At 59.8% G+C, this 18,728-nt stretch carries 20 protein-coding genes and 1 tRNA gene; 8 read left to right on the top strand and 13 right to left on the bottom strand.

The genetic code is table 11. The features are described 5' to 3' along the window. Positions 1-7: 7 nt before the first annotated feature. Positions 8-610, bottom strand: a complete 603-nt coding sequence (gene coaE / locus HMPREF2792_RS00220; RefSeq protein WP_070529897.1) for a dephospho-CoA kinase — start codon at positions 608-610, stop codon at positions 8-10. A 115-nt stretch (positions 611-725) separates the two neighbouring features. Further along, on the bottom strand, positions 726-2,186 hold the full coding sequence (rpsA, locus tag HMPREF2792_RS00215) for a 30S ribosomal protein S1 (protein ID WP_010190105.1): 1,461 nt from the start codon (positions 2,184-2,186) through the stop codon (positions 726-728). 241 nt (positions 2,187-2,427) lie between these two features. On the opposite strand from rpsA, the gene HMPREF2792_RS00210 reads away from it, so the two are divergent. Continuing rightward, a complete protein-coding gene (locus tag HMPREF2792_RS00210) occupies positions 2,428-3,168 on the top strand; it encodes a class I SAM-dependent methyltransferase (protein ID WP_070529895.1) in 741 nt (246 codons plus the stop codon). A gap of 61 nt (positions 3,169-3,229) precedes the next feature. Then, a complete protein-coding gene (locus HMPREF2792_RS00205; RefSeq protein ID WP_070529893.1) occupies positions 3,230-3,700 on the top strand; it encodes an RDD family protein in 471 nt (156 codons plus the stop codon). A gap of 3 nt (positions 3,701-3,703) precedes the next feature. On the opposite strand, the gene polA is transcribed toward HMPREF2792_RS00205, so the two are convergent. Continuing rightward, positions 3,704-6,355 carry a DNA polymerase I gene (polA, locus tag HMPREF2792_RS00200; protein ID WP_070529891.1) on the bottom strand — a complete coding sequence of 884 codons (2,652 nt, stop codon included), beginning with the start codon at positions 6,353-6,355 and terminating at the stop codon, positions 3,704-3,706. Between the two features lie 91 nt (positions 6,356-6,446). Between polA and HMPREF2792_RS00195 the strand changes: the two genes are divergently transcribed. The 6 genes from HMPREF2792_RS00195 (at position 6,447) to HMPREF2792_RS00170 (ending at position 10,410) form a co-directional block, all read left to right on the top strand. After that, a tRNA-Leu gene (locus tag HMPREF2792_RS00195) sits at positions 6,447-6,520 on the top strand. 67 nt (positions 6,521-6,587) lie between these two features. After that, on the top strand, positions 6,588-6,863 hold the full coding sequence (locus HMPREF2792_RS00190; protein ID WP_070529889.1) for a hypothetical protein: 276 nt from the start codon (positions 6,588-6,590) through the stop codon (positions 6,861-6,863). A 136-nt stretch (positions 6,864-6,999) separates the two neighbouring features. After that, positions 7,000-7,815 carry a DUF368 domain-containing protein gene (locus HMPREF2792_RS00185; protein ID WP_070529887.1) on the top strand — a complete coding sequence of 272 codons (816 nt, stop codon included), beginning with the start codon at positions 7,000-7,002 and terminating at the stop codon, positions 7,813-7,815. Positions 7,816-7,818: 3 nt separating this feature from the next. Further along, positions 7,819-8,700: an ABC transporter substrate-binding protein gene (locus HMPREF2792_RS00180; RefSeq protein ID WP_070529885.1), complete on the top strand. Its 882-nt coding sequence runs from the start codon at positions 7,819-7,821 to the stop codon at positions 8,698-8,700. Further along, positions 8,693-9,646 carry an amino acid ABC transporter permease gene (locus HMPREF2792_RS00175; RefSeq protein ID WP_070529883.1) on the top strand — a complete coding sequence of 318 codons (954 nt, stop codon included), beginning with the start codon at positions 8,693-8,695 and terminating at the stop codon, positions 9,644-9,646. The genes HMPREF2792_RS00180 and HMPREF2792_RS00175 overlap by 8 nt, the downstream gene beginning before the upstream one ends. Continuing rightward, positions 9,646-10,410 carry an amino acid ABC transporter ATP-binding protein gene (locus tag HMPREF2792_RS00170; RefSeq protein WP_070522216.1) on the top strand — a complete coding sequence of 255 codons (765 nt, stop codon included), beginning with the start codon at positions 9,646-9,648 and terminating at the stop codon, positions 10,408-10,410. The genes HMPREF2792_RS00175 and HMPREF2792_RS00170 overlap by 1 nt, the downstream gene beginning before the upstream one ends. Positions 10,411-10,589: 179 nt before the next feature. On the opposite strand, the gene nusB is transcribed toward HMPREF2792_RS00170, so the two are convergent. From nusB to mltG, 10 genes are all read right to left on the bottom strand, one after another. After that, positions 10,590-11,120 carry a transcription antitermination factor NusB gene (gene nusB / locus HMPREF2792_RS00165; protein ID WP_070529882.1) on the bottom strand — a complete coding sequence of 177 codons (531 nt, stop codon included), beginning with the start codon at positions 11,118-11,120 and terminating at the stop codon, positions 10,590-10,592. A gap of 1 nt (position 11,121) precedes the next feature. After that, positions 11,122-11,685: an elongation factor P gene (gene efp / locus HMPREF2792_RS00160; protein WP_070529873.1), complete on the bottom strand. Its 564-nt coding sequence runs from the start codon at positions 11,683-11,685 to the stop codon at positions 11,122-11,124. A 94-nt stretch (positions 11,686-11,779) separates the two neighbouring features. Continuing rightward, entirely contained in the window at positions 11,780-12,871 is a 1,092-nt protein-coding gene (locus tag HMPREF2792_RS00155; protein ID WP_070529869.1) for a M24 family metallopeptidase, read from the bottom strand. Between the two features lie 42 nt (positions 12,872-12,913). Then, entirely contained in the window at positions 12,914-13,339 is a 426-nt protein-coding gene (aroQ, locus tag HMPREF2792_RS00150) for a type II 3-dehydroquinate dehydratase (RefSeq protein WP_070529866.1), read from the bottom strand. 18 nt (positions 13,340-13,357) lie between these two features. Beyond that, positions 13,358-14,428: a 3-dehydroquinate synthase gene (gene aroB / locus HMPREF2792_RS00145; RefSeq protein ID WP_070529864.1), complete on the bottom strand. Its 1,071-nt coding sequence runs from the start codon at positions 14,426-14,428 to the stop codon at positions 13,358-13,360. A 75-nt stretch (positions 14,429-14,503) separates the two neighbouring features. Next, positions 14,504-15,013: a shikimate kinase gene (locus tag HMPREF2792_RS00140; protein WP_070522199.1), complete on the bottom strand. Its 510-nt coding sequence runs from the start codon at positions 15,011-15,013 to the stop codon at positions 14,504-14,506. Continuing rightward, the gene (gene aroC / locus HMPREF2792_RS00135) at positions 15,010-16,221 is read right to left on the bottom strand and encodes a chorismate synthase (RefSeq protein WP_070529862.1); all 1,212 of its coding nucleotides are present in this window, start codon (positions 16,219-16,221) and stop codon (positions 15,010-15,012) included. Before aroC ends, HMPREF2792_RS00140 begins: the two co-directional genes overlap by 4 nt. Before the next feature lie 51 nt (positions 16,222-16,272). Next, a complete protein-coding gene (locus HMPREF2792_RS00130; RefSeq protein WP_070529861.1) occupies positions 16,273-16,665 on the bottom strand; it encodes a prepilin peptidase in 393 nt (130 codons plus the stop codon). A 56-nt stretch (positions 16,666-16,721) separates the two neighbouring features. Further along, positions 16,722-17,528 carry a shikimate dehydrogenase gene (locus HMPREF2792_RS00125; RefSeq protein WP_070529860.1) on the bottom strand — a complete coding sequence of 269 codons (807 nt, stop codon included), beginning with the start codon at positions 17,526-17,528 and terminating at the stop codon, positions 16,722-16,724. A 4-nt stretch (positions 17,529-17,532) separates the two neighbouring features. Continuing rightward, positions 17,533-18,723, bottom strand: a complete 1,191-nt coding sequence (gene mltG, locus HMPREF2792_RS00120; protein WP_070529859.1) for an endolytic transglycosylase MltG — start codon at positions 18,721-18,723, stop codon at positions 17,533-17,535. Positions 18,724-18,728 lie beyond the last annotated feature (5 nt).

Here is an 18,728-nt window from a genome sequence, read left to right as displayed (position 1 = left end):
TGCGTGCCTAACCTAGGCGGGCGCGCAGCTTCTCGACGACCTCCTCGACCTGCTCATCCAGTGCTTCGCGGGGGCCGTTGTTGTCAATGATGAAGTCAGCGGCAGCACGCCGCACATCGTCCGGAATCTGCGCGGCGATCCTGCGGCGTGCGTCCTCCTCATCCAGCCCGCGGTATGCCACCAGGCGGCGCACACGCTCCTCTGCGTCAACGTCAACAACAATGGTGGCGTCCATATCCTTGTGGAGTCCTTTGTCCACGAGGAGCGGCATATCGTAGACCACGAAATCGGCACCGGCTTGACGCGCTGCGTCGAAGCGGGCTTGGGTTTCCTCGTTAATGCGCGGGTGCGTAATCGAGTTGAGCACAGCGGTCTTCTCGCGACTAGAGAAGGCACGGGAAGCTAGCAACCTCCGGTCCAGACTTCCGTCTTCTTGGAGAATATCTTCCCCGAAAGCCTGCGCCAGTTCTGTGAGCGCTGGTTGACCCGGTTCAACAATGTCCCGGGCTATCTGATCGGCATCCACTAATTCCCAGCCGTGGCGCACGAGAAGCTGCGCCACAGTCGATTTTCCGCTGCCGATTCCGCCGGTGAGTCCAATGAGCTTCATACCGGCTTAGGATACGCGAAAGGCCGCCTCTCCCACAGCGGAGAGAAGCGGCCTTTCTGCAAGAACTAGATCGTCTCGGACTAAACGGCGGAGCCTATCCGAGAGGACTTAGCTTTTAGTTGCCAGCGAGCTTGTCGCGCAGAGCAGCAAGCTGCTCGTCGGAAGCGAGGGAGCCGCCAACCTCTGCCTGAGAATCGGATGCCGGAGCTGCATCCTGAGACTCGGAAGAGTAGTTGGAGTTGGCAGCGGACTCGGCGGCCTCAGCGGCTGCAGCACGGTTGCGCTCGATCTGAGCGGTGTGCAGGTTGAAGCGACGCTCGGACTCGGCGTAGCGAGCCTCCCAAGCCTGGCGCTGCTCGTCGTAGCCCTCGAGCCACTCGTTGGTCTCCGGGTCGAAGCCCTCCGGGAACACGTAGTTGCCCTGCTCGTCGTAGGAGTCAGCCATGCCGTACTTGGACGGATCGAACTCGTCGGTGTAGTCCTCGTCTGCCTGCTTAACGGACAGGGAGATGCGGCGACGCTCGAGGTCGATGTCGATGACCTTGACCATGACTTCCTGGCCAACGTTGACAACCTGGTCCGGAACCTCCACGTGGCGCTGAGCCAGCTCGGAGATGTGGACGAGACCCTCGATGCCCTCCTCGACGCGAACGAAGGCGCCGAACGGAACGAGCTTGGTGACCTTGCCCGGAACGATCTGGCCCACAGCGTGGGTGCGGGCGAAGACGCGCCACGGATCTTCCTGGGTTGCCTTCAGGGACAGGGACACGCGCTCGCGGTCCAGGTCGACGTCGAGAACCTCGACGGTGACCTCGTCACCCACGGTGACAACCTCGGACGGGTGGTCGATGTGCTTCCAGGACAGCTCGGAAACGTGAACCAGGCCGTCGACACCGCCGAGATCGACGAAGGCGCCGAAGTTGACGATGGAGGAGACAACGCCCTTGCGGACCTGGCCCTTCTGCAGCTGGTGCAGGAACTCGGAGCGGACCTCGGACTGGGTCTGCTCGAGGTATGCACGGCGGGACAGAACAACGTTGTTGCGCTGCTTGTCCAGCTCGATGATCTTGGCCTCGAGCTCCTGGCCGATGTACGGCTCCAGGTCGCGGACGCGGCGCATCTCAACGAGGGATGCCGGGAGGAAGCCACGGAGGCCGATGTCCAGGATGAGACCACCCTTGACAACCTCGATGACGGTACCGGTGACCGGCTCTTCCTTGGCGTGCAGCTCTTCGACGGCGCCCCAAGCACGCTCGTACTGTGCGCGCTTCTTGGACAGGATCAGACGGCCTTCCTTGTCCTCCTTGGTGAGAACAAGTGCGTCGATCTCGTCGCCGACCTCGACAACCTCATCCGGGTTGACGTCGTGCTTGATGGAGAGCTCGCGGGACGGGATGACGCCCTCGGTCTTGTAACCGATGTCGAGCAGGACCTCGTCGTGGTCAACCTTGACCACGGTGCCCTCGACGATGTCACCATCGTTGAAGTACTTGATGGTGGCGTCGACAGCTGCGAGGAAGTCCTCTGCGGTTCCGATGTCGTTGATCGCAACCTGAGGGGTGTTAGAAGTTGGCATGTAGTTATGCTCCGAATAAACGTAGGAGATCGTAATTGGACAGTTACGCGTCTCTTGAAAAGCGTCATTAAGCAGCGCGAATGCGCAAGGCTTAAGATGGATTTCAATCCCGACTCGCAGCCGTGCCGAGCTCTCCTACAGTAGCCCAGCGCGTCCCGAGTCATAGACACGCCCGTACAACCCTACATCCTCGCAGCTAAAACGGCAAATGCGCCATGGAAAAAGAATTGGGAAAGGAAGAATGTCTGCAGCATCGTTTTCGGCATCCTCTGCCAACCGCAACTTTTGGGATACTGACGCCGACTCCTACCACGCGGAACACCCCGAATACCTATCCTCTTTCTACTGGTGCCCGGAAATGCTGCATGAGGCTGAGGCGCAACTGCTTGGCGACGTCTCCTCCGCCACCGTTCTCGAGCTAGGTTGCGGCTCCGCGCCGTGCACGCAGTGGCTGCAAGGACGCACGCACTTTGCGACGGGTTTCGATCTCTCGTCGGGAATGCTCTCCCATGCCGCGCCCGAGCTACCGCTAGTCCAAGCTGATGCCCTAGCGCTTCCCTATCGCGACGAATCCTTTGACGTCGTCTTCTCCGCCTTCGGCGCCCTACCCTTCGTGGCCGACCTGGACGCGGCGCTGTGCGAGGTCCACCGGGTCCTGCGCCCACGTGGACGCTTTGTCTTTTCTGTGCCGCACCCAATGCGCTGGGTCTTCCCCGACGATCCCCAGAACCTCACAGCAGAGCTGTCCTATTTTGAGCGCGCCTACCTCGAACAGGATGTCAACGGTGAGCTTAGCTATGCCGAGTTTCACCGCACGATGGGTGATTGGGTGCGAGCACTACAGGTTCGCGGATCCTTCGAGATTTGCAACCTCATCGAACCCGAATGGCCAGAGGGCCTCGACACCACGTGGGGCCAGTGGTCTCCAGAACGAGGTGAAATTTTCCCTGGCACTGCCATCTTCGTGTGCGAAGCACGATAGCCCGGACCCCTGCCCACCCTGGTGCGGAGTGTGCCGCCCGCAGCGAACTAAGCTGGCAGCCATGCTTTTAGAACGCCTCGGGATTTTTCTGCGCCGCACGGTGGCCTGGTGGATTGACGCCTTCCTCGCCGCCGCTGTCATCGTGGTAATCAAATGGGCAATCAACCTCAGCACCGACGGAGTATTGAGCGGCAGAGCAGGAGCTATCTACGACATCATCGCGCTCGCCCTCGTCTTCTACGTCTACCGGGTGTGGGCGGAGGCAACGAAGCAGACTTCTCTGGGCAAGTGGTCGTTGAAGCTAGAAGTCATCGCTGAGCATCCCGGAATCGCCAGCGCAGCAATTCGCAACAGCTGGCTACTCCTTACTCTTGTTGCGCTGACAGGACTCCCCTATGTTGAAGCAACCATCTTGGCCATCCTTGGCCTCAGCGTCCTTGTGCTGGGCCAAACCCCCTTCGATCTCCTCGCCGGGTGTTTGGTCGAGCGCCGCACGCCCACCGAGGACGAGCGCGCGGTGGGCTTGACCTAACCTCTAGTGCGCTGCGGCATCCCAGTTCTTGCCCACGCCAACGGACACCTCGAGCGGAACAGTCAACTCGATAGCCTTGTCCATTTCGCGTTCTAGGATGCGCTGTACGTCTTCTGCCTCTCCGGGAGCCACCTCCACGACAAGCTCATCGTGAACCTGGAGCAGCACGCGCGAGGCCATGCCTTCAAGGGCCTTATCCACACGGATCATGGCAACCTTGATGATATCCGCAGCAGTTCCCTGGATGGGCGCGTTCAAGGCAGCGCGCTCAGCGTTCTCACGGGCCACGCGGTTATCGGAGTTTAGCTCCGGCAGGTAGCGGCGGCGCCCAAAGACCGTGGAGGTATAACCGTCCTTTCGGGCCTGCACCACTACCTCGTCGAGGTAGCGCTTCACGCCGCCGAAACGCTCAAAGTAGCTCTCCATAATCTCCTTAGCCTCGCGCGCTGGGATACCCAGCTGCTGCGATAGGCCAAAAGCGGAAAGTCCATAGACCAAGCCATAGGACATAGCCTTGACTCGGCGGCGCAGCTCCGAGGTGACCTCATCCACCGGTACATCGAAAACCTTGGATCCGACGTAGTTATGCAGGTCCTCGCCTTCGCGGTAGGCCTCGATGAGCCCGGGGTCTGCGGAGAGATGCGCCATGACACGCATCTCAATCTGGGAGTAGTCGGCCGTAATCAAGGACTCAAAGCCTTCGCCGACCACAAAAGCCGAACGGATCTGGCGTCCTGCCTCAGTGCGCACCGGAATATTCTGCAGGTTCGGTTCCGTCGAAGACAGACGGCCCGTCGAAGTCACCGTTTGGTTAAACGTGGTGTGGATGCGGCCATCCGGCTGAATGGTCTTAATGAGACCTTCCAGCGTTGTCTTCATCTTCTGATACTCGCGGTGGGCCAGCAGGTGATCGAGGAAGGGGTGCGGATGGGTAGCAGCAAGCTGCTCAATTTCCTTAGCCGCGGTGGAATAGCCGGTCTTGGTCTTCTTCGTCTTCGGCATGTCAAAAGTATCGAAGAGCACCGACTGCAGCTGCTTCGGGGAATTCAGGTTGAGAGAATCATCACCGGCCAGCTCGCGGGCGGCGCGTTCCTGTTCATTGACCTGCTCAATGAAGGCATCGCGCTGAGTTTCTAAGACATCCCTGTCGACTGCAATACCGGCGGCCTCCATGCGGGCAAGGATGTTGACCAGCGGCAACTCCAGGTCGGTATAGAGCTCGAAGGAGTCAATCTCCTGGAGTTGACGCGTTAGTTCTGCCGCTAACTCCATAATGGCAGCAGCCTGATCCACCAGAGGGTTCTCATCAAGGATGGAGAGCTGCTCCGTGGCCGCGCCGAGGGACTTCTGTAGGTGGCGCTGGTACACGTCCGTCAACGCATACGTGCGCTGCCCCGGACGCAAGAGGTAGGCGGCAAGGGCGGTGTCGTGGGCAATTCCGCGCAACTCAATCCCCCGGCCGGCAAGCATGTGCCAGGCGGCCTTCGCCTCGTGTAGGTATTTCGGCGAGTCTGATGACAACCACGCGGCCAGCGCGGCGTCGTCCTCAGCATCGAGATCTGCTAACTCAATCTGGCGGCCCTCAAAGGAGGAATCGACCAGTGCCAGTGCTGCAGCATCACCCGCGCCCGGGGTCCCATCACCTTGTACGAAGACTGCTATGTCTTCCTTACCCTCGAGCCACTCAGCCAGCGGCGTGTCCACCACAGTCACCGATACCTCCGGCGTTTCCTCTGCCGCAGCGGCTTCGGCGGCGGCGTCGTGTGGGACGGCGTTGAGAACCCGCTCGCGCAGGTTGGTGCCGAATTCCAACTCGTCGAAGCGAGCCGCGACCTCGCTAGCGATCGCTCCCTTAAACTCCAGATCCGCAGGGCCCACCTCCAGGTCCATATCCGTCACCATTTGGGTGAGCTGTCGGTTGAGCTTGACCTGTTCGATGCGGTCGCGGAAGTTCTGGCCCGCCACTCCCTTGATCTCCTCGGCATGCTCGATGAGCCCGTCGAGGGAGCCATACTGGGTAATCCATTTCGTGGCGGTCTTCTCCCCCACCTTTGGAACGGAGGGCAAGTTATCGGAAGGATCTCCGCGCAGGGCAGCAAAGTCCGGATATTGCTGCGGGCTCAGGCCGTACTTCTCCTCCACGGCCTCCGGGGTAAAGCGATGCAGCTTGGATACCCCGCGCATGGGATAGAGGACGGTCGTGGAGTCGTCGACAAGCTGCAAATAGTCGCGGTCACCGGTGACCAGGAAGGTCTCATAGTCCGCGCCCGCCTGCGTGGACAACGTAGCCACGATGTCATCGGCCTCGAAGTTCTCGCGCGACAGCGTGGTGATTCCCAACGTCTCCAAAACCTCACGGATGAGCTCAACCTGCCCCCGGAACTCTTCCGGCGCGGCTTCGCGCTGTGCCTTGTAGTCGGGGAACATCTCCGTGCGGAAGGTCTTGCGGCCCACGTCGAAGGCTACCGCGACGAAGTCCGGCCTCTCCTCCGCCAAGATATTCGCCAGCATGGAAAGGAATCCGTAGACCGCATTCGTATGCTGCCCGCCCGAGGTAGAAAAGTTCTCCGCGGGCAGTGCATAAAATGCGCGGAAGGCCATGGAGTGGCCGTCGATGAGCAAGAGTCGGGGCTGAGAAGTAGTCACCCGGCCCATCCTAACGTGTTGCGCCAATCAGCACCGACGCTGCCCTTAGGCAGGCAATTAGGTTCCCATTGGTTAGCTGCGCTAGTATCGTTGCTTGTGCGCCCCTGTAGCCCAATTGGCAGAGGCAACGGATTCAAAACCCGTGTAGTGTGAGTTCGAGTCTCACCAGGGGCACAATTCCACCCCGCGACAGAGAATGTTGTGGGGTATTAGTGTTTTCAACCGAAAGGAACCCGTCATCATGCGTCGCACGATCATCGCTTTGAGCACCGCAGCCGCCCTTACCCTGGGCGGTACTACTGTTGCTACCGCTGCTGAATCCAGCACCGACAAGGAAGTTTCTTCCAAGGTGGAAGGCTCCTCTTATTACCAGGAGCTGCGCAAGTCCGCAGCCTCCTCCGATGACCCGCAGTTGAATACCTTCTACACCGTGCTTCTCGACGGTCTCGTAGGACTCGCTGCCTTCGCCATCTTGGGCTCAATCTATGGCGAAGTGGCCAAGCGCTTGCCGATGTAGTCAACGTATAACCTTCTATGGGCTGAATAGTTTGCATAAGCGCGTCGCACAATGAGAGAATAAGGAGTCATCTGCTCATTCCTCTCCCTCGGCACGGCATCCCCACCGAGGAGACTGTCAACGTTACTTTCGGTTTATGCACTATATTCTTAACGCCATTCGCGGCGCCCTCATTGGCATGGCCGAGCTGGTCCCCGGAATTTCCGGAGGCACCGTCGCGCTCATCGTAGGCATCTATGAACGCGCTTTGCACAACGCCAATGATCTCATTTCCGGCCGTTTCAAAAAGGTTGAATGGGGCTTCCTCGTCTCAGTCGCCGCCGGCATGTTCCTTGCCGTCTTCGGTTTTTCCACGCTGCTCCACAACTTTGTGGAAGGGCAAGTGTCCTTGTCCCGCGCATTGTTCCTCGGCATGGTCGCCGTGTCCATCATCGTTCCAATTAGCATGATGTCGCGGTTTACGCCCGCGTCCATCGCTGCATTCATCATCGCCACCGTCGCGATCTTCTTCGTTACCGGCTTTACTTCAACTCCCGTCGAAGACCCCAGCCTGATTGTGGTGTTCTTGGCGGCCATGGTGGCCGTCTGCGCGCTCGTTCTCCCAGGCGTTTCGGGCTCACTCATCTTGCTGACAATGGGCCTCTACCAGCCGGTCATCGGCGCGGTCTCTGACCGGAACATGACCGTCGTGGGCGTCTTCGCCCTCGGCGCGGTGTGCGGCCTTGCCGCGTTCGTCAAGATTTTGAATTACCTACTCGATACCCACCGCGATCCGACCCTCGCCGCCATGGCCGGCTTTATGCTGGGCTCACTTCGCGCATTATGGCCGTGGGGCGTGGACCAGGATGCTTCCACACCGCTTATCCTGCTCATGTTCGCGCTCGGCGGCATCATCGTCGCCATTTTCATCGTCGTGGATAGGCGCAAAGCCGCAAGTTATCAAGAGAGTTAAAGCATGAATAAGAAGAAGGCCGTCGTGGGCGCCGTCGGAGCGCTGGCCTCTGTTGCCCTCTCCGGCTGCGTCACCAACGAGGAGCCGGCGCTGCCAGAAGGCTGGTCAGAGCCTAACGTGGACGAAGTACCCGAGATCGCCGCGATGTACCAGGACGCAGATGGGGTCCTCACCGTAGGCACAAACCCACCGTTTGCGCCTTTCGAGTTCAAGGATTCCGATGGTTCACTCATCGGTCTTGAAATGGACTTGGCCAATGCAGTCGCTCAAGTGATGGGCCTCAAATTCCAGCCGGTGGAGCAGGACTTTTCCATGATCCTGCCGGCAGTCCAGTCCGGGCAGATTGATCTCGGCGGGTCTGGGTTTACCGATACTGATGAGCGTCGTGAGAACTTCGATTTCGTCGATATCCTCTACGCCGGCATTCAGTGGGCCGAGCTCACCGACGGCCCCAACAAGGTTGATCCATCGAATCCCTGTGGCCTCACCGTCGCGGTGCAACGCACCACCGTGTCCGAGACGGACGACTTACGTCCGAAGCAAGAAGCCTGCGATGGGGACCTGACCATCCTCCCCTATGACACGAGTGACAACGCCGCCCTCGCGGTACTCATGGGCCGCGCGGACGCGCTTTCGGCGGACTCACCAGTCTCTGCGTGGGCGGTCAACCGCTCGGGCGGGCGTATGTCCATGGTCGGCGAAATGTTTGACGCCGCTCCCTATGGGTTTGCCGTACCTAAGGACTCCGAGCTCGGACCTGCCGTGGCAGCCGCGCTCCAGCACCTTATTGACACCGGGGCCTACGCAGAAATCCTCGAAAAATGGGGCGTTACCGAGGGGCTCGTCGAACACGCAATGATTAATGAAAGGCCGATCAATGACTAATTCCTCTCTCCCGGCAGCATCGGATTCTGCGGCTTCGGCTACCCCACCGAAGATCGAAGCCCGGCCACTTCGCCACCCGTGGCGATGGGTCTTCGCCGCCCTCCTCGTGCTCCTTGCTGTGTGGTTCGTCCTCTCTTCGGCACGCAACGAGGCCTTCGGATGGGGCACTTACTTCCAGTACCTCTTCGACACTCGCATCGCCACCGCCGCGCTGCATACCATCGCGATTACGATTCTGGCGATGATCATCGGCGTCGTGGGCGGCGCCGCTCTCGCCGTGATGCGTATGTCCCCCAACCCCGTGCTCGGCGGTGTGTCCTGGCTCTTCCTGTGGCTATTCCGAGGAACCCCGATCTACGTGCAGCTCGTCTTCTGGGGTCTGCTCTCCGCGCTCTACCAATCCATCAACCTCGGGTTTACGGAGATTTCTCTCACGGAGGTACTCACCAATGCATTCCTGCTCTCCGTGCTCGGTTTGGGCCTGAACGAAGCCGCCTACATGGCGGAAATCGTCCGCTCCGGCATCTCTTCGGTTCCCGAGGGCCAGAAGGAAGCCAGCAAGGCCCTGGGTATGGGCTGGTGGATGACCATGCGCCGCACGGTTCTCCCGCAGGCCATGCGCATCATCATCCCGCCGACCGGTAATGAGTTCATTTCCTTGCTGAAGACGTCTTCCCTTGTGGTGGCAATTCCCTACACCGCAGAGATTTTCGGCCGCGCCACGGATATCTCCGCTGCGCTTTTCGAGCCCATCCCGCTACTCATGGTGGCGGCGACGTGGTACCTGGCCATCACCTCGCTTCTTATGGTGGGCCAGTACTTCTTGGAGCGCCGCTTCGAACGTGGCGCCACCCGCGAGCTCACCGGCCGCCAGCTGGCTGCGCTGGCGGATGCCGAAGGAACCATTCCCCGCAACGTGTCTGTTATCCCGGAGGTAAAGAACTAATGACCACCCCAATGATCTCTGCACAGAATGTGTATAAATCCTTCGGTCAGCTCGAGGTTCTCAAGGGCATCGATCTCACCGTCATGCCCGGCGAGGTCACTTGCCTACTGGGCCCCTCCGGTTCCGGAAAATCAACCTTCCTTCGCTGCTGCAATCACCTAGAGAAGGTCACAGCCGGCCGCCTCTACGTCGACGGCGAGCTCATTGGATTCCGTGAACGCAACGGCGTGCTCTATGAAATCTCCGAAAAGGAAGCCGCCGCTCAGCGCCAAGACATCGGCATGGTGTTCCAACAGTTCAATCTGTTCAGCCACCGCACAGTCCTGGAGAACATCATCGAGGCCCCCGTCCAGGTGAAAAAGCAGAATCCAGAACAGGCAAAGAAGAAAGCGATGGAGCTGCTGGAAAAGGTGGGCCTCGCCCACAAGGCAGATGCGTACCCGGTGCAGCTTTCCGGTGGTCAGCAGCAGCGCGTCGCCATTGCCCGCTCTGTGGCCATGGATCCAAAGCTGATGCTTTTCGACGAACCCACCTCCGCCCTCGACCCCGAGCTGGTCGGCGAGGTCCTCCGCGTTATGAAGGAGCTTGCCGCCGATGGCATGACCATGCTCGTCGTTACTCACGAGATGGGCTTTGCACGTGAAGTCGCCGACAACATCGTCTTTATGGACGGCGGCAGCGTCATTGAAACCGGCACCCCCGAGCAAGTCTTGGACAATCCGCAGCACCAGCGCACTAAGGATTTCCTCTCTTCGCTGCTCTAGCACGCAGCATCACTACCGCAACTGCCCTAGTTGCCAACTCCTTTGCTCCTGCCGCAGGCAGGTTCAGGATCATTGGCAGCTAGGGCAGTTTCCTATTTGAACTCGACCAAGACAAAACTCCGGCCAGTTCACAAAGGATAGCTGGCCGGAGTTTCGGGATTCAGGGAAAGACGTGGGCTCTACTCGGAGTCGCCTTCATCTTCCGCAGTCTCAGCGGGTTCTTCAGATTCCTCGGCAGATGCCGAGTCCATTGGGCTATCCGCAGACTGGGCCTGGATGACGTCATCCAACACAGCGTGGATATAAGGTGCTGCCTTGTCATTGGAGTATTCCGAGGCAAGCTCCACACCTTCGACGAGCGCGGTAGCGTTAGGAACGTCCGCGTTAAAGAGGATTTCCCATACCGCTACGCGCATGATCGCACGATCGACGGCCGGGATGCGCTCGAGCGACCACTCGCTGGAGAGGTAGCGGGCGATCGCGTCATCGATGTCATCCAGTTCTTCGGCAGCTCCGCTGACGATTTCGCGGGTGTAGTCCGCGACCGGCGCCACGCCGTTTTCTGGGTCGCGGGCCAGCTCTACGCGGTCCTCAACGATGGCTACCGGATCAACGTCGCGCGATTCAGCTTCGAAAAGAATGTCCGCGGCGCGGCGACGTGCTCGGTAGCGCGCCGTGTGGCGCTTATAGTTTGGCTCTGGTTGGGTCATCTTAGTTGTTGACGCGAGAGAGGTACTCGCCAGTACGGGTATCGATCTTGAGAACGTTTCCGATCTCAATGAACAGCGGAACCTGAATCTCGGCACCGGTCTCGAGCGTTGCCGGCTTGGTGCCGCCATTGGAGCGGTCACCCTGCAGGCCAGGTTCGGTGTGCTCCACCTTCAGATCAACGGAGATCGGCAGCTCACCGAACAAAGCCTCACCGTCGTGGAAGGACACCTGAACGCGCATGTTCTCCAGCAGGAACTTGCCGGCGTCACCGAACTTCTCAAACGGAAGCTCAAACTGCTCAAAGGTCTTATCATCCATGACCACGTAGTTCTGGCCATCGTTGTACAGGTAGGTCATGTCGCGGCGGTCGACGTTTGCGGTCTCCACCTTCACACCAGCGTTAAAGGTCTTGTCAGTCACCTTGCCAGAGACCACGTCCTTGAGCTTGGTGCGCACAAATGCCGGGCCCTTGCCGGGCTTGACGTGCTGGAACTCAACAATCTGCTGAAGCTTGTTGTCAATCTTCAGAACGAGACCGTTCTTGAAATCAGTGGTATCTGCCATGAAATGACTCTCCCAAATAACTTGTAGTCGAAACTATGAAAACAGTGTCTAAGCATACCGTACGCGCATCAAGTACGGCGCCAAGGGGTGCTAGCTACAGCACCTGAAGGTCCTTCGGGTAAGCCGTGATGATCTTCGGGGCCCCTGAAGTGATAATGAGGCTGTCCTCGATGCGCACTCCTCCCTTGCCTGGGACGTAGATGCCGGGCTCAATGGTCAGGGTCATGCCCTCAGCCAACGTGCCCTTTCCGGTTGTGGCCGCATAAGGCCCTTCATGCACGTCGAGACCAATGCCGTGGCCGGTAGAGTGAACGAAGTAGTCACCATAGCCAGCATCGGCAATTATGTCGCGGCAGGCCGCGTCGACGTCGACAAGCTTGGCACCTGGCACCGCTGCCTTGACGCCCGCTTCCTGGGCGCGCAGGACAACGTCATAGATTTCGCGGGCGAAATCAGAAACCTCACCGATGACGAAGGTACGGGTGCAGTCTGAGTTAAAGCCGCGGAGGTGAGCGCCGAAGTCAATCGTTACCAGATCGCCCTTGCGCAGTTCGCGGTCATCCGCACCATGGTGGGGCTTTGCAGAGTTCTCGCCGGAGGCCACGATGGTGTCGAAGCTCACGCGTTCCGAGCCAAGCATGCGCATCCGGTATTCAAGGTCGGCAGCTACCTGACGCTCCGTGCGTCCAGCGGCTACTTCCCCGGCCTCGACGAGTTCGGTCAGCGCCTGGTTTGCCAAAGCTGCGATTTCTTCGAGTTTTTGAAGCTCGACATTGTCTTTGACGAGGCGAATCTTCTCTACTACGCCGGTGACAGGCACCAGAGTAACGCCCTCCGGTTTTGCTTTCTCCAGCCGCTCAAGTTGTGAAACGGTGACATAGTCGGCTTCATAGCCAACGCGAAGGTCCTCAGAAACCTGCACCAGCAGGTGCGGGCCCACATCGCGACCGAGGCTGGCTTCGATATCCGGGACCTCTTCAGCAATTTGTGTGGTGTAGCGGCCGTCCGTAGCCATGAGCGCGGAGAGGTCCTTGCGCAACAGTAGACCACCATTCGAACCGGAGAAGCCGGTGAGGTAGCGCACGTGCGTCAAATGGGTGACGATGATCGCGTCGACGCGCTGACCAGATAGCTCGGTCATGAGCTTGCGGCGGCGGTTGCTATAACGAGTATCGGCTAATGCCATGTGAGAACCACTCCATTCATTTCAAGCGATACTCCATGATAGCTAATTTGCGAGGAAGTACCCCAGTGCCGCGACATATCCATAAGAGCCAAGCCCAGCAATGACACCGCGTGCGATCGGGCTCAGATAGGAGTGCTGACGGAATGCTTCCCGCGCGTGCACATTAGATAGGTGTACCTCAACAAAACCTGCACCATCGGCTACTTCCGCTAGGGCATCGCGCAGTGCCACCGACGTATGCGTAAACCCACCCGGATTGATGATGACGGGCCAGCCTTCGTCGGCGGCGCGATGCACCTGCTCGATGAGCTCGCCCTCGTGGTTGGACTGGAAGAAGACGATCTCTTCCTCCCCCGCCGCTGCGCGGACGCGACGCTCGATGTCCTCTAGGGTTTCGCTGCCATAGATTTCTGGTTGGCGCTTGCCCAGACGGTTGAGGTTCGGGCCGTTGAGAACGAGAATGGTCATGGCAAACTCCTTAAGCTTTTATGAGGCGAGCTGCGCATAGGCTGCGCGCAGCTCGTCGACGGTAGCATCTTCCAAGCGCGTGGTTTCCCCGATTCCCGTGAGGGCCACAAAACGGATGTGGCCACCGCGGTTCTTCTTGTCATGGCGCATGCCATCCAGCAGCTGTTCGAAATGGCCCTGCTCATAGGTTGTGGGCAACCCAATTCGGGTGAGAATGTCGCGGTGGGTGACTACCAGGTTGGCGTCGATAAGCCCGCGTGCGTGGGACAAGTAGGCGATGAACATCATGCCCACTGCTACCGCGCGGCCGTGGCGCCAGGTGTAGTTTTCGCGGCGCTCCACCGCATGGCCGAAGGTGTGGCCGTAGTTGAGGGTCTCACGCAGCCCCGATTCTTTTAAGTCCTGGCCAACCACGTGCGCCTTGACCGCGATGGAACGCTGGATGAGCTCTGGCAACAGGCCGTCGGGGTCCAGGCAAGCGGCAGGATCCGCAAGGTAATGCTCGATGATGCGCGGATCATGGATGAAGCCAGTCTTGATGATCTCCGCAGAACCGGCGACGATTTCGTCGGCAGGCAGGGTGCGCAGGTGGTCCAGATCGACAAAGACTGAGTCCGGCTCGTGGAAAGCCCCAACAAGGTTCTTGCCTGCGGCAGTGTTAATACCTGTCTTTCCGCCGACGGCCGCGTCCACCATCGCGAGCAGTGTGGTCGGCGCCTGGATAACTGGGATGCCGCGCATCCACGTCGCTGCGGCAAAGCCTGCCAAGTCGGTCACGGCACCGCCGCCGAGACCAATAGCGGCGTCACGGCGGCTGAAACCAGCCTCCCCTAAGGTATCCCAAAGCCGGGCAAGTACATCGAGCTGCTTAGCTGCCTCTGCATCAGGTACCTCGACCAGAGTTGCCTCTATTCCCTGTGCACGGGCTTGCTCGGCGAGGTCACCGGCAGCCTGCGCGAGCGGCGGCTGGTGAATGACCGCCACCTTAGCCGCTCCAATGTCCGCCACGCGCCCAATCACTTCTGTGCTCAGACCAGTGCCAATTGTGACCTCATAAGGTGAAGGTCCTTTAACCGGAATAGTGTGCATGAGTAGTGCTCCTTTGGCTGGGCTAGCGGTGATTGTGCGGCTTCATCATGAGGTTAAAGCAAAACAGCCGGCGATTTAGAGGGTTTCAAGGAAACTCAGAATATCGCCCACTACCTGTTGCGGGGAGCGCACACCAGTGCGCACCTTCAAATCAGCTACCTCCGAGTAAAGGGGGCGGCGCGCCTCCAAAAGCTGGGTATAGTGCGCCAATGGATCTGCAGATTCCAACACGGGGCGGTTCGCATCACCCAACGTGCGGCTTACGCCTTCTTCCGGCGTGACATCGAGGAATACGACGGTCAGGTTATCGAGCAAGGCACGTGTGGATTCGGTCAGCACTGCTCCGCCGCCGAGGCTCACGACCCCAGTGGTGGCCAGTGCCTCGCGCACCGCTTCTGCTTCTACCTCACGGAATGCCGGCTCACCCAGTTCAGAAAACACTTCACCGCAGGCCTTGCCGTAGCGGGCCTCGATCAGATCATCAGAATCAACAACGTCACAATTCAGCGCCCGCGACAAACGGCGGCCAATCGTAGTCTTTCCGGAACCGGGAGGCCCAACTAAGACAACGCGTGGGGAGCTCATGCTTCACCCCAATCCAAGCGGCTTGCCACATAGTCCTGGTAGGAGGCGATGTTCCGCTTAGTCTCAGCGAGGCTATCTCCACCAAACTTTTCCAACACGGCGCGCGCGAGGACCAACGCCACCATTGCTTCTGCAACAACACCAGCAGCAGGAACCGCACACACATCGGAGCGCTGATGGATGGCAGTCGCCGCTCCACCTGTGGCCATATCCACCGTCTTCAAGGCGCGCGGAACTGTGGAAATCGGCTTCATCGCCGCGCGCAAGCGCAGCGTCTGGCCGTTGGTCATTCCACCTTCTAGACCGCCCGCCCGGTTAGTTTCTCGATCCACGCCGCGATCGGTTCGGACCATCTCATCATGAGCCTCGCTTCCGCGACGGCGGGCCTCAGCAAAACCATCACCGACTTCAACGCCCTTGATGGCCTGAATGCCCATCAAGGCGGCGGCGAGCTGTGCGTCGAGACGGTCCTCCCCTGACGTGTGCGATCCCAAGCCAATTGGCAGGCCCTCCACGATGACCTCAACGATGCCGCCAAGGGTATCGCCTTGCTTCTTAGCGGTTTCAATCTCTGAGATCATAGATTCCTCTGCGGCCTTATCGCAGGCCCGTACCGGAGAAGCATCGATGGCCTCAATTTCCGCAAAGCTGGGCGACGGGCCTTCATAGGGCTCGGAGGCGCCAATCGAGATCACGTGGGAGAGCACTTCGACGCCCAATGTTTCACGGAGGAAGTTGCGTGCGACGGTGGCTGCAGCCACGCGGGCGGCGGTCTCACGCGCGGAAGAGCGCTCCAGGATGGGGCGCGCCTCCGAGTGATCAAACTTCACCATGCCAGCAAAATCAGCGTGGCCGGGGCGCGGGCGGGTCAGCGGGGCGCCGCGACCGGAAGCCATAGCTTTAGCGGACTCCGGATCCTCCGGATCCAAGGCATCGGGCGACATGATGGTGGTCCACTTTGGCCACTCAGTGTTGCCGATCATGATGGCGATAGGACTGCCCAGGGTCAAGCCGTGGCGGATGCCGCTGAGCAGGGTGAGGTCATCAGCCTCAAACTTCATGCGCGCGCCACGCCCATAGCCAAGGCGGCGGCGAGAGAGCTGGAGAGCGATGTCGTCTTGGGAAACGGGAACCCCGGCCGGCATGTGCTCAATGAGTGCAATGAGCGCTTGACCGTGAGATTCACCTGCGGTAGTCCAACGAAGCATGCGGACTATTATCGCATGCCAGGGCTTCTTTCGTGGTCACTAGGCCAACTATCACACCGTGTTGGGGCTAAAGAACACGACGAGAGCCGCAGCAAACAGCATCCCAGGACCATGCGCAGGCACCTTATCCCGCGTGATGATACCCCACAACACCGTGCTGAGAGCCGCCCCGATCATCGCCAACGCAACCCCTGGTAGGCCCGCTGCGTGGGCGGTCACCATTCCCAGAGGCAGAGCCAGCTTGAGGTCGCCCCCGCCCACGCTTCCTGCACGGCTAAAACGCGCCACTAACACGTACAGGCCTAGCCAGAGCAGGCCCGCCAAACTGAACCAGCACAACGATAAAGCCGCGGCCGGCAGCGTCAGATAATTAGGCAAGCGCTTAAAACGCAGGTCATAAACAATTAAGGCGCACCCCCACGCCAAGAAAAGCACATCCCCCATAGCCCGCAGCCTACCGCGCGGAAAGACAAGGCGCACGCGGTGGTTTGGGGAACCGATCAGGATAGCTTGAGCGCCTTGTTTAATGCAGCCAGCATCTCTGCCCGTGGAGCGGTGTGCCCTGTAAACTGCTCGAACTGCGAAAAGGCCTGGTTGGCCAGCATGACGTGCCCGCCGACTGTCGGGTAGCCGTCGGCAGCGGCATAAACGGTCAACGGAGTTGGCCACGGATCATAGATAACGTCAAATACCGGAGCTTTGGCCAGCTGCGTTAGGTGCTCTTCCACGGCGGCGGAGGGAACGGTGGAGACCACGAGATCTACCGAACGCGCAAGCCCCGCGAGATCATCGCTGAACGTTGCCACGTGGAGGGTGAGGCCAAGGTCATCAGCCAGCGGGCGCAGCTCGGCGATGCGGTCGGAGCGATTGAGCACCGTAACGTCCTGCACACCGCGCTGGGCTAGGCCCCACAGGACAGGCCGTGCGGTTCCACCTGCTCCGATGAGCAGTGCCGTCGACGGTTGGGACCTTCCAAGCAGCTCGTCGAGCGCGCCCAGAACTCCCTCGGTATCCGTGTTATCCGCACGCCACCCTTCTTCGGTGCGCACCAGGGTATTCGCGGAGCCGATGAGCTCGGCGCGTTCGCTGACGATGTTCGCGCAGGCGAGTGCGTCGAACTTGAGCGGCATGGTGACCGAAAAGCCGCGGTACTCCTCCCCCGCATTGGCGAGGAAGGCAGCTAGGTCCGTCACCTCAATCTTGGTGTAGTCCCAATCCTCCAAATTCACAGCTTCATAGCCTGCGTTATGGAGGACCGGGGACAAGGAATGAGCGACAGGGCTGCCCAGAACTGCGGCGCGGGGCATCAGGTTACTGCTCCTCGGCCGGTGGCTCGTCGGCCGGTGGCTCGCCAGCGCCTTCGCGCTGGCTGTCAAGGATGCCGGAGCGAACAGCGTCATCGACGTTGGCGAGGTGCTCGTCGTAATTATCGGTAAACACCGTGGTGCCCTTGTCGTCGACGGTGACGAAGAAGAGCCAGTTGCCCTCCGCGGGGTTCTCCATGGCCCCGATGGCTTCCTCCGAAGGAGAAGCAATCGGTGAATCTGGGAGACCATCCTTCGCGTAGGTATTCCAAGGAGTCTCGCGGTGGCGATCCTCATCGGTAGTGGCCAGCTCAACATCCTCGAGGCCATAGTTGACCGTGGAATCCAGCTCAAGGCGCATCGGCTCATCAAGGCGGTTGAGGATTACACGGGCGACCTTGTCAAACTCACCGGCCGGGGACTCGCGCTCCACCAGCGAAGCCGCAGTAAGAAGCTCGTAGGGCTTGAGGCCAATTGCCTGGGCGCGGTCAACGATATTGGTGTCGTTGTACTTCTTCGTCGAACGTGTGATGAGATCCGTCAGGATCTCCTTAGCGTCCATGTTCGGATCGAGGACGTACTGGCCCGGAGCGATAAGGCCCTCAATACGCTTGGGGTCCTCACCGCGGGCACGAATTTCCTCCAATGCCCACTCCGGCGCACCCAGCTCAGCAGGATCCACCGTGGCCGCGATCTTCTCCAGCTCCTCGGCGGATACGCATTCGCCCTCCTTGCAGGAGACCTGAGAAATCAGCGAGTAAATACCGTAGCGGACATCACCGCCGACCACGTTGACGTCGAGAAGCGTAGCTCCACCCTGCACGTCGAGGAGGTCAACCATGTTGCCCTCATCAAGCAGCGCTTCGACGGCAGACTTCGCGCTCATCTCCTCCTGAAGGCGGTAGAATCCAGGCTTGATTTGGCTCGCGCGCGGATTCGAGTTGGCCGCAGAAGAGAAAGCTTCGGGCGTCTTCACCACGTTCTTCTCCGCCAATTCAGGTGCCAGCTCGCTCATCGACGAGCCCTCCGGAACCTGAACAAGCTGGGTTACTCCATTGCCCTGCCCCTCATAGTCCAAGGTGCTGCCCCCTCCCAACAGGCGGAAACCAATGTAGCCAAGTCCACCGATGATCAGGACCAAGCTCGCAATGAGCACGGCCATGCCGCGCTGACGGCGCTTGACATATTGGGGTTCCATCGAGC

The sequence above is a fragment of the Corynebacterium sp. HMSC068H04 genome (assembly GCF_001811255.1).
In the GTDB taxonomy this organism is placed as follows: Bacteria; Actinomycetota; Actinomycetes; order Mycobacteriales; family Mycobacteriaceae; genus Corynebacterium; species Corynebacterium hesseae.
This window is presented reverse-complemented; position numbering and strand designations above follow the sequence as displayed.

Excerpts from the sequence above, each read along its gene's own strand:
- coaE (WP_070529897.1), bottom strand. The coding sequence starts at position 610 with ATGAAGCTCATTGGACTCACCGGCGGAATCGGCAGCGGAAAATCGACT.
- rpsA (WP_010190105.1), bottom strand. The coding sequence starts at position 2,186 with ATGCCAACTTCTAACACCCCTCAGGTTGCGATCAACGACATCGGAACC.
- HMPREF2792_RS00210 (WP_070529895.1), top strand. The coding sequence starts at position 2,428 with ATGTCTGCAGCATCGTTTTCGGCATCCTCTGCCAACCGCAACTTTTGG.
- HMPREF2792_RS00205 (WP_070529893.1), top strand. The coding sequence starts at position 3,230 with ATGCTTTTAGAACGCCTCGGGATTTTTCTGCGCCGCACGGTGGCCTGG.
- polA (WP_070529891.1), bottom strand. The coding sequence starts at position 6,355 with ATGGGCCGGGTGACTACTTCTCAGCCCCGACTCTTGCTCATCGACGGC.
- HMPREF2792_RS00190 (WP_070529889.1), top strand. The coding sequence starts at position 6,588 with ATGCGTCGCACGATCATCGCTTTGAGCACCGCAGCCGCCCTTACCCTG.
- HMPREF2792_RS00185 (WP_070529887.1), top strand. The coding sequence starts at position 7,000 with ATGCACTATATTCTTAACGCCATTCGCGGCGCCCTCATTGGCATGGCC.
- HMPREF2792_RS00180 (WP_070529885.1), top strand. The coding sequence starts at position 7,819 with ATGAATAAGAAGAAGGCCGTCGTGGGCGCCGTCGGAGCGCTGGCCTCT.
- HMPREF2792_RS00175 (WP_070529883.1), top strand. The coding sequence starts at position 8,693 with ATGACTAATTCCTCTCTCCCGGCAGCATCGGATTCTGCGGCTTCGGCT.
- HMPREF2792_RS00170 (WP_070522216.1), top strand. The coding sequence starts at position 9,646 with ATGACCACCCCAATGATCTCTGCACAGAATGTGTATAAATCCTTCGGT.
- nusB (WP_070529882.1), bottom strand. The coding sequence starts at position 11,120 with ATGACCCAACCAGAGCCAAACTATAAGCGCCACACGGCGCGCTACCGA.
- efp (WP_070529873.1), bottom strand. The coding sequence starts at position 11,685 with ATGGCAGATACCACTGATTTCAAGAACGGTCTCGTTCTGAAGATTGAC.
- HMPREF2792_RS00155 (WP_070529869.1), bottom strand. The coding sequence starts at position 12,871 with ATGGCATTAGCCGATACTCGTTATAGCAACCGCCGCCGCAAGCTCATG.
- aroQ (WP_070529866.1), bottom strand. The coding sequence starts at position 13,339 with ATGACCATTCTCGTTCTCAACGGCCCGAACCTCAACCGTCTGGGCAAG.
- aroB (WP_070529864.1), bottom strand. The coding sequence starts at position 14,428 with ATGCACACTATTCCGGTTAAAGGACCTTCACCTTATGAGGTCACAATT.
- HMPREF2792_RS00140 (WP_070522199.1), bottom strand. The coding sequence starts at position 15,013 with ATGAGCTCCCCACGCGTTGTCTTAGTTGGGCCTCCCGGTTCCGGAAAG.
- aroC (WP_070529862.1), bottom strand. The coding sequence starts at position 16,221 with ATGCTTCGTTGGACTACCGCAGGTGAATCTCACGGTCAAGCGCTCATT.
- HMPREF2792_RS00130 (WP_070529861.1), bottom strand. The coding sequence starts at position 16,665 with ATGGGGGATGTGCTTTTCTTGGCGTGGGGGTGCGCCTTAATTGTTTAT.
- HMPREF2792_RS00125 (WP_070529860.1), bottom strand. The coding sequence starts at position 17,528 with ATGCCCCGCGCCGCAGTTCTGGGCAGCCCTGTCGCTCATTCCTTGTCC.
- mltG (WP_070529859.1), bottom strand. The coding sequence starts at position 18,723 with ATGGAACCCCAATATGTCAAGCGCCGTCAGCGCGGCATGGCCGTGCTC.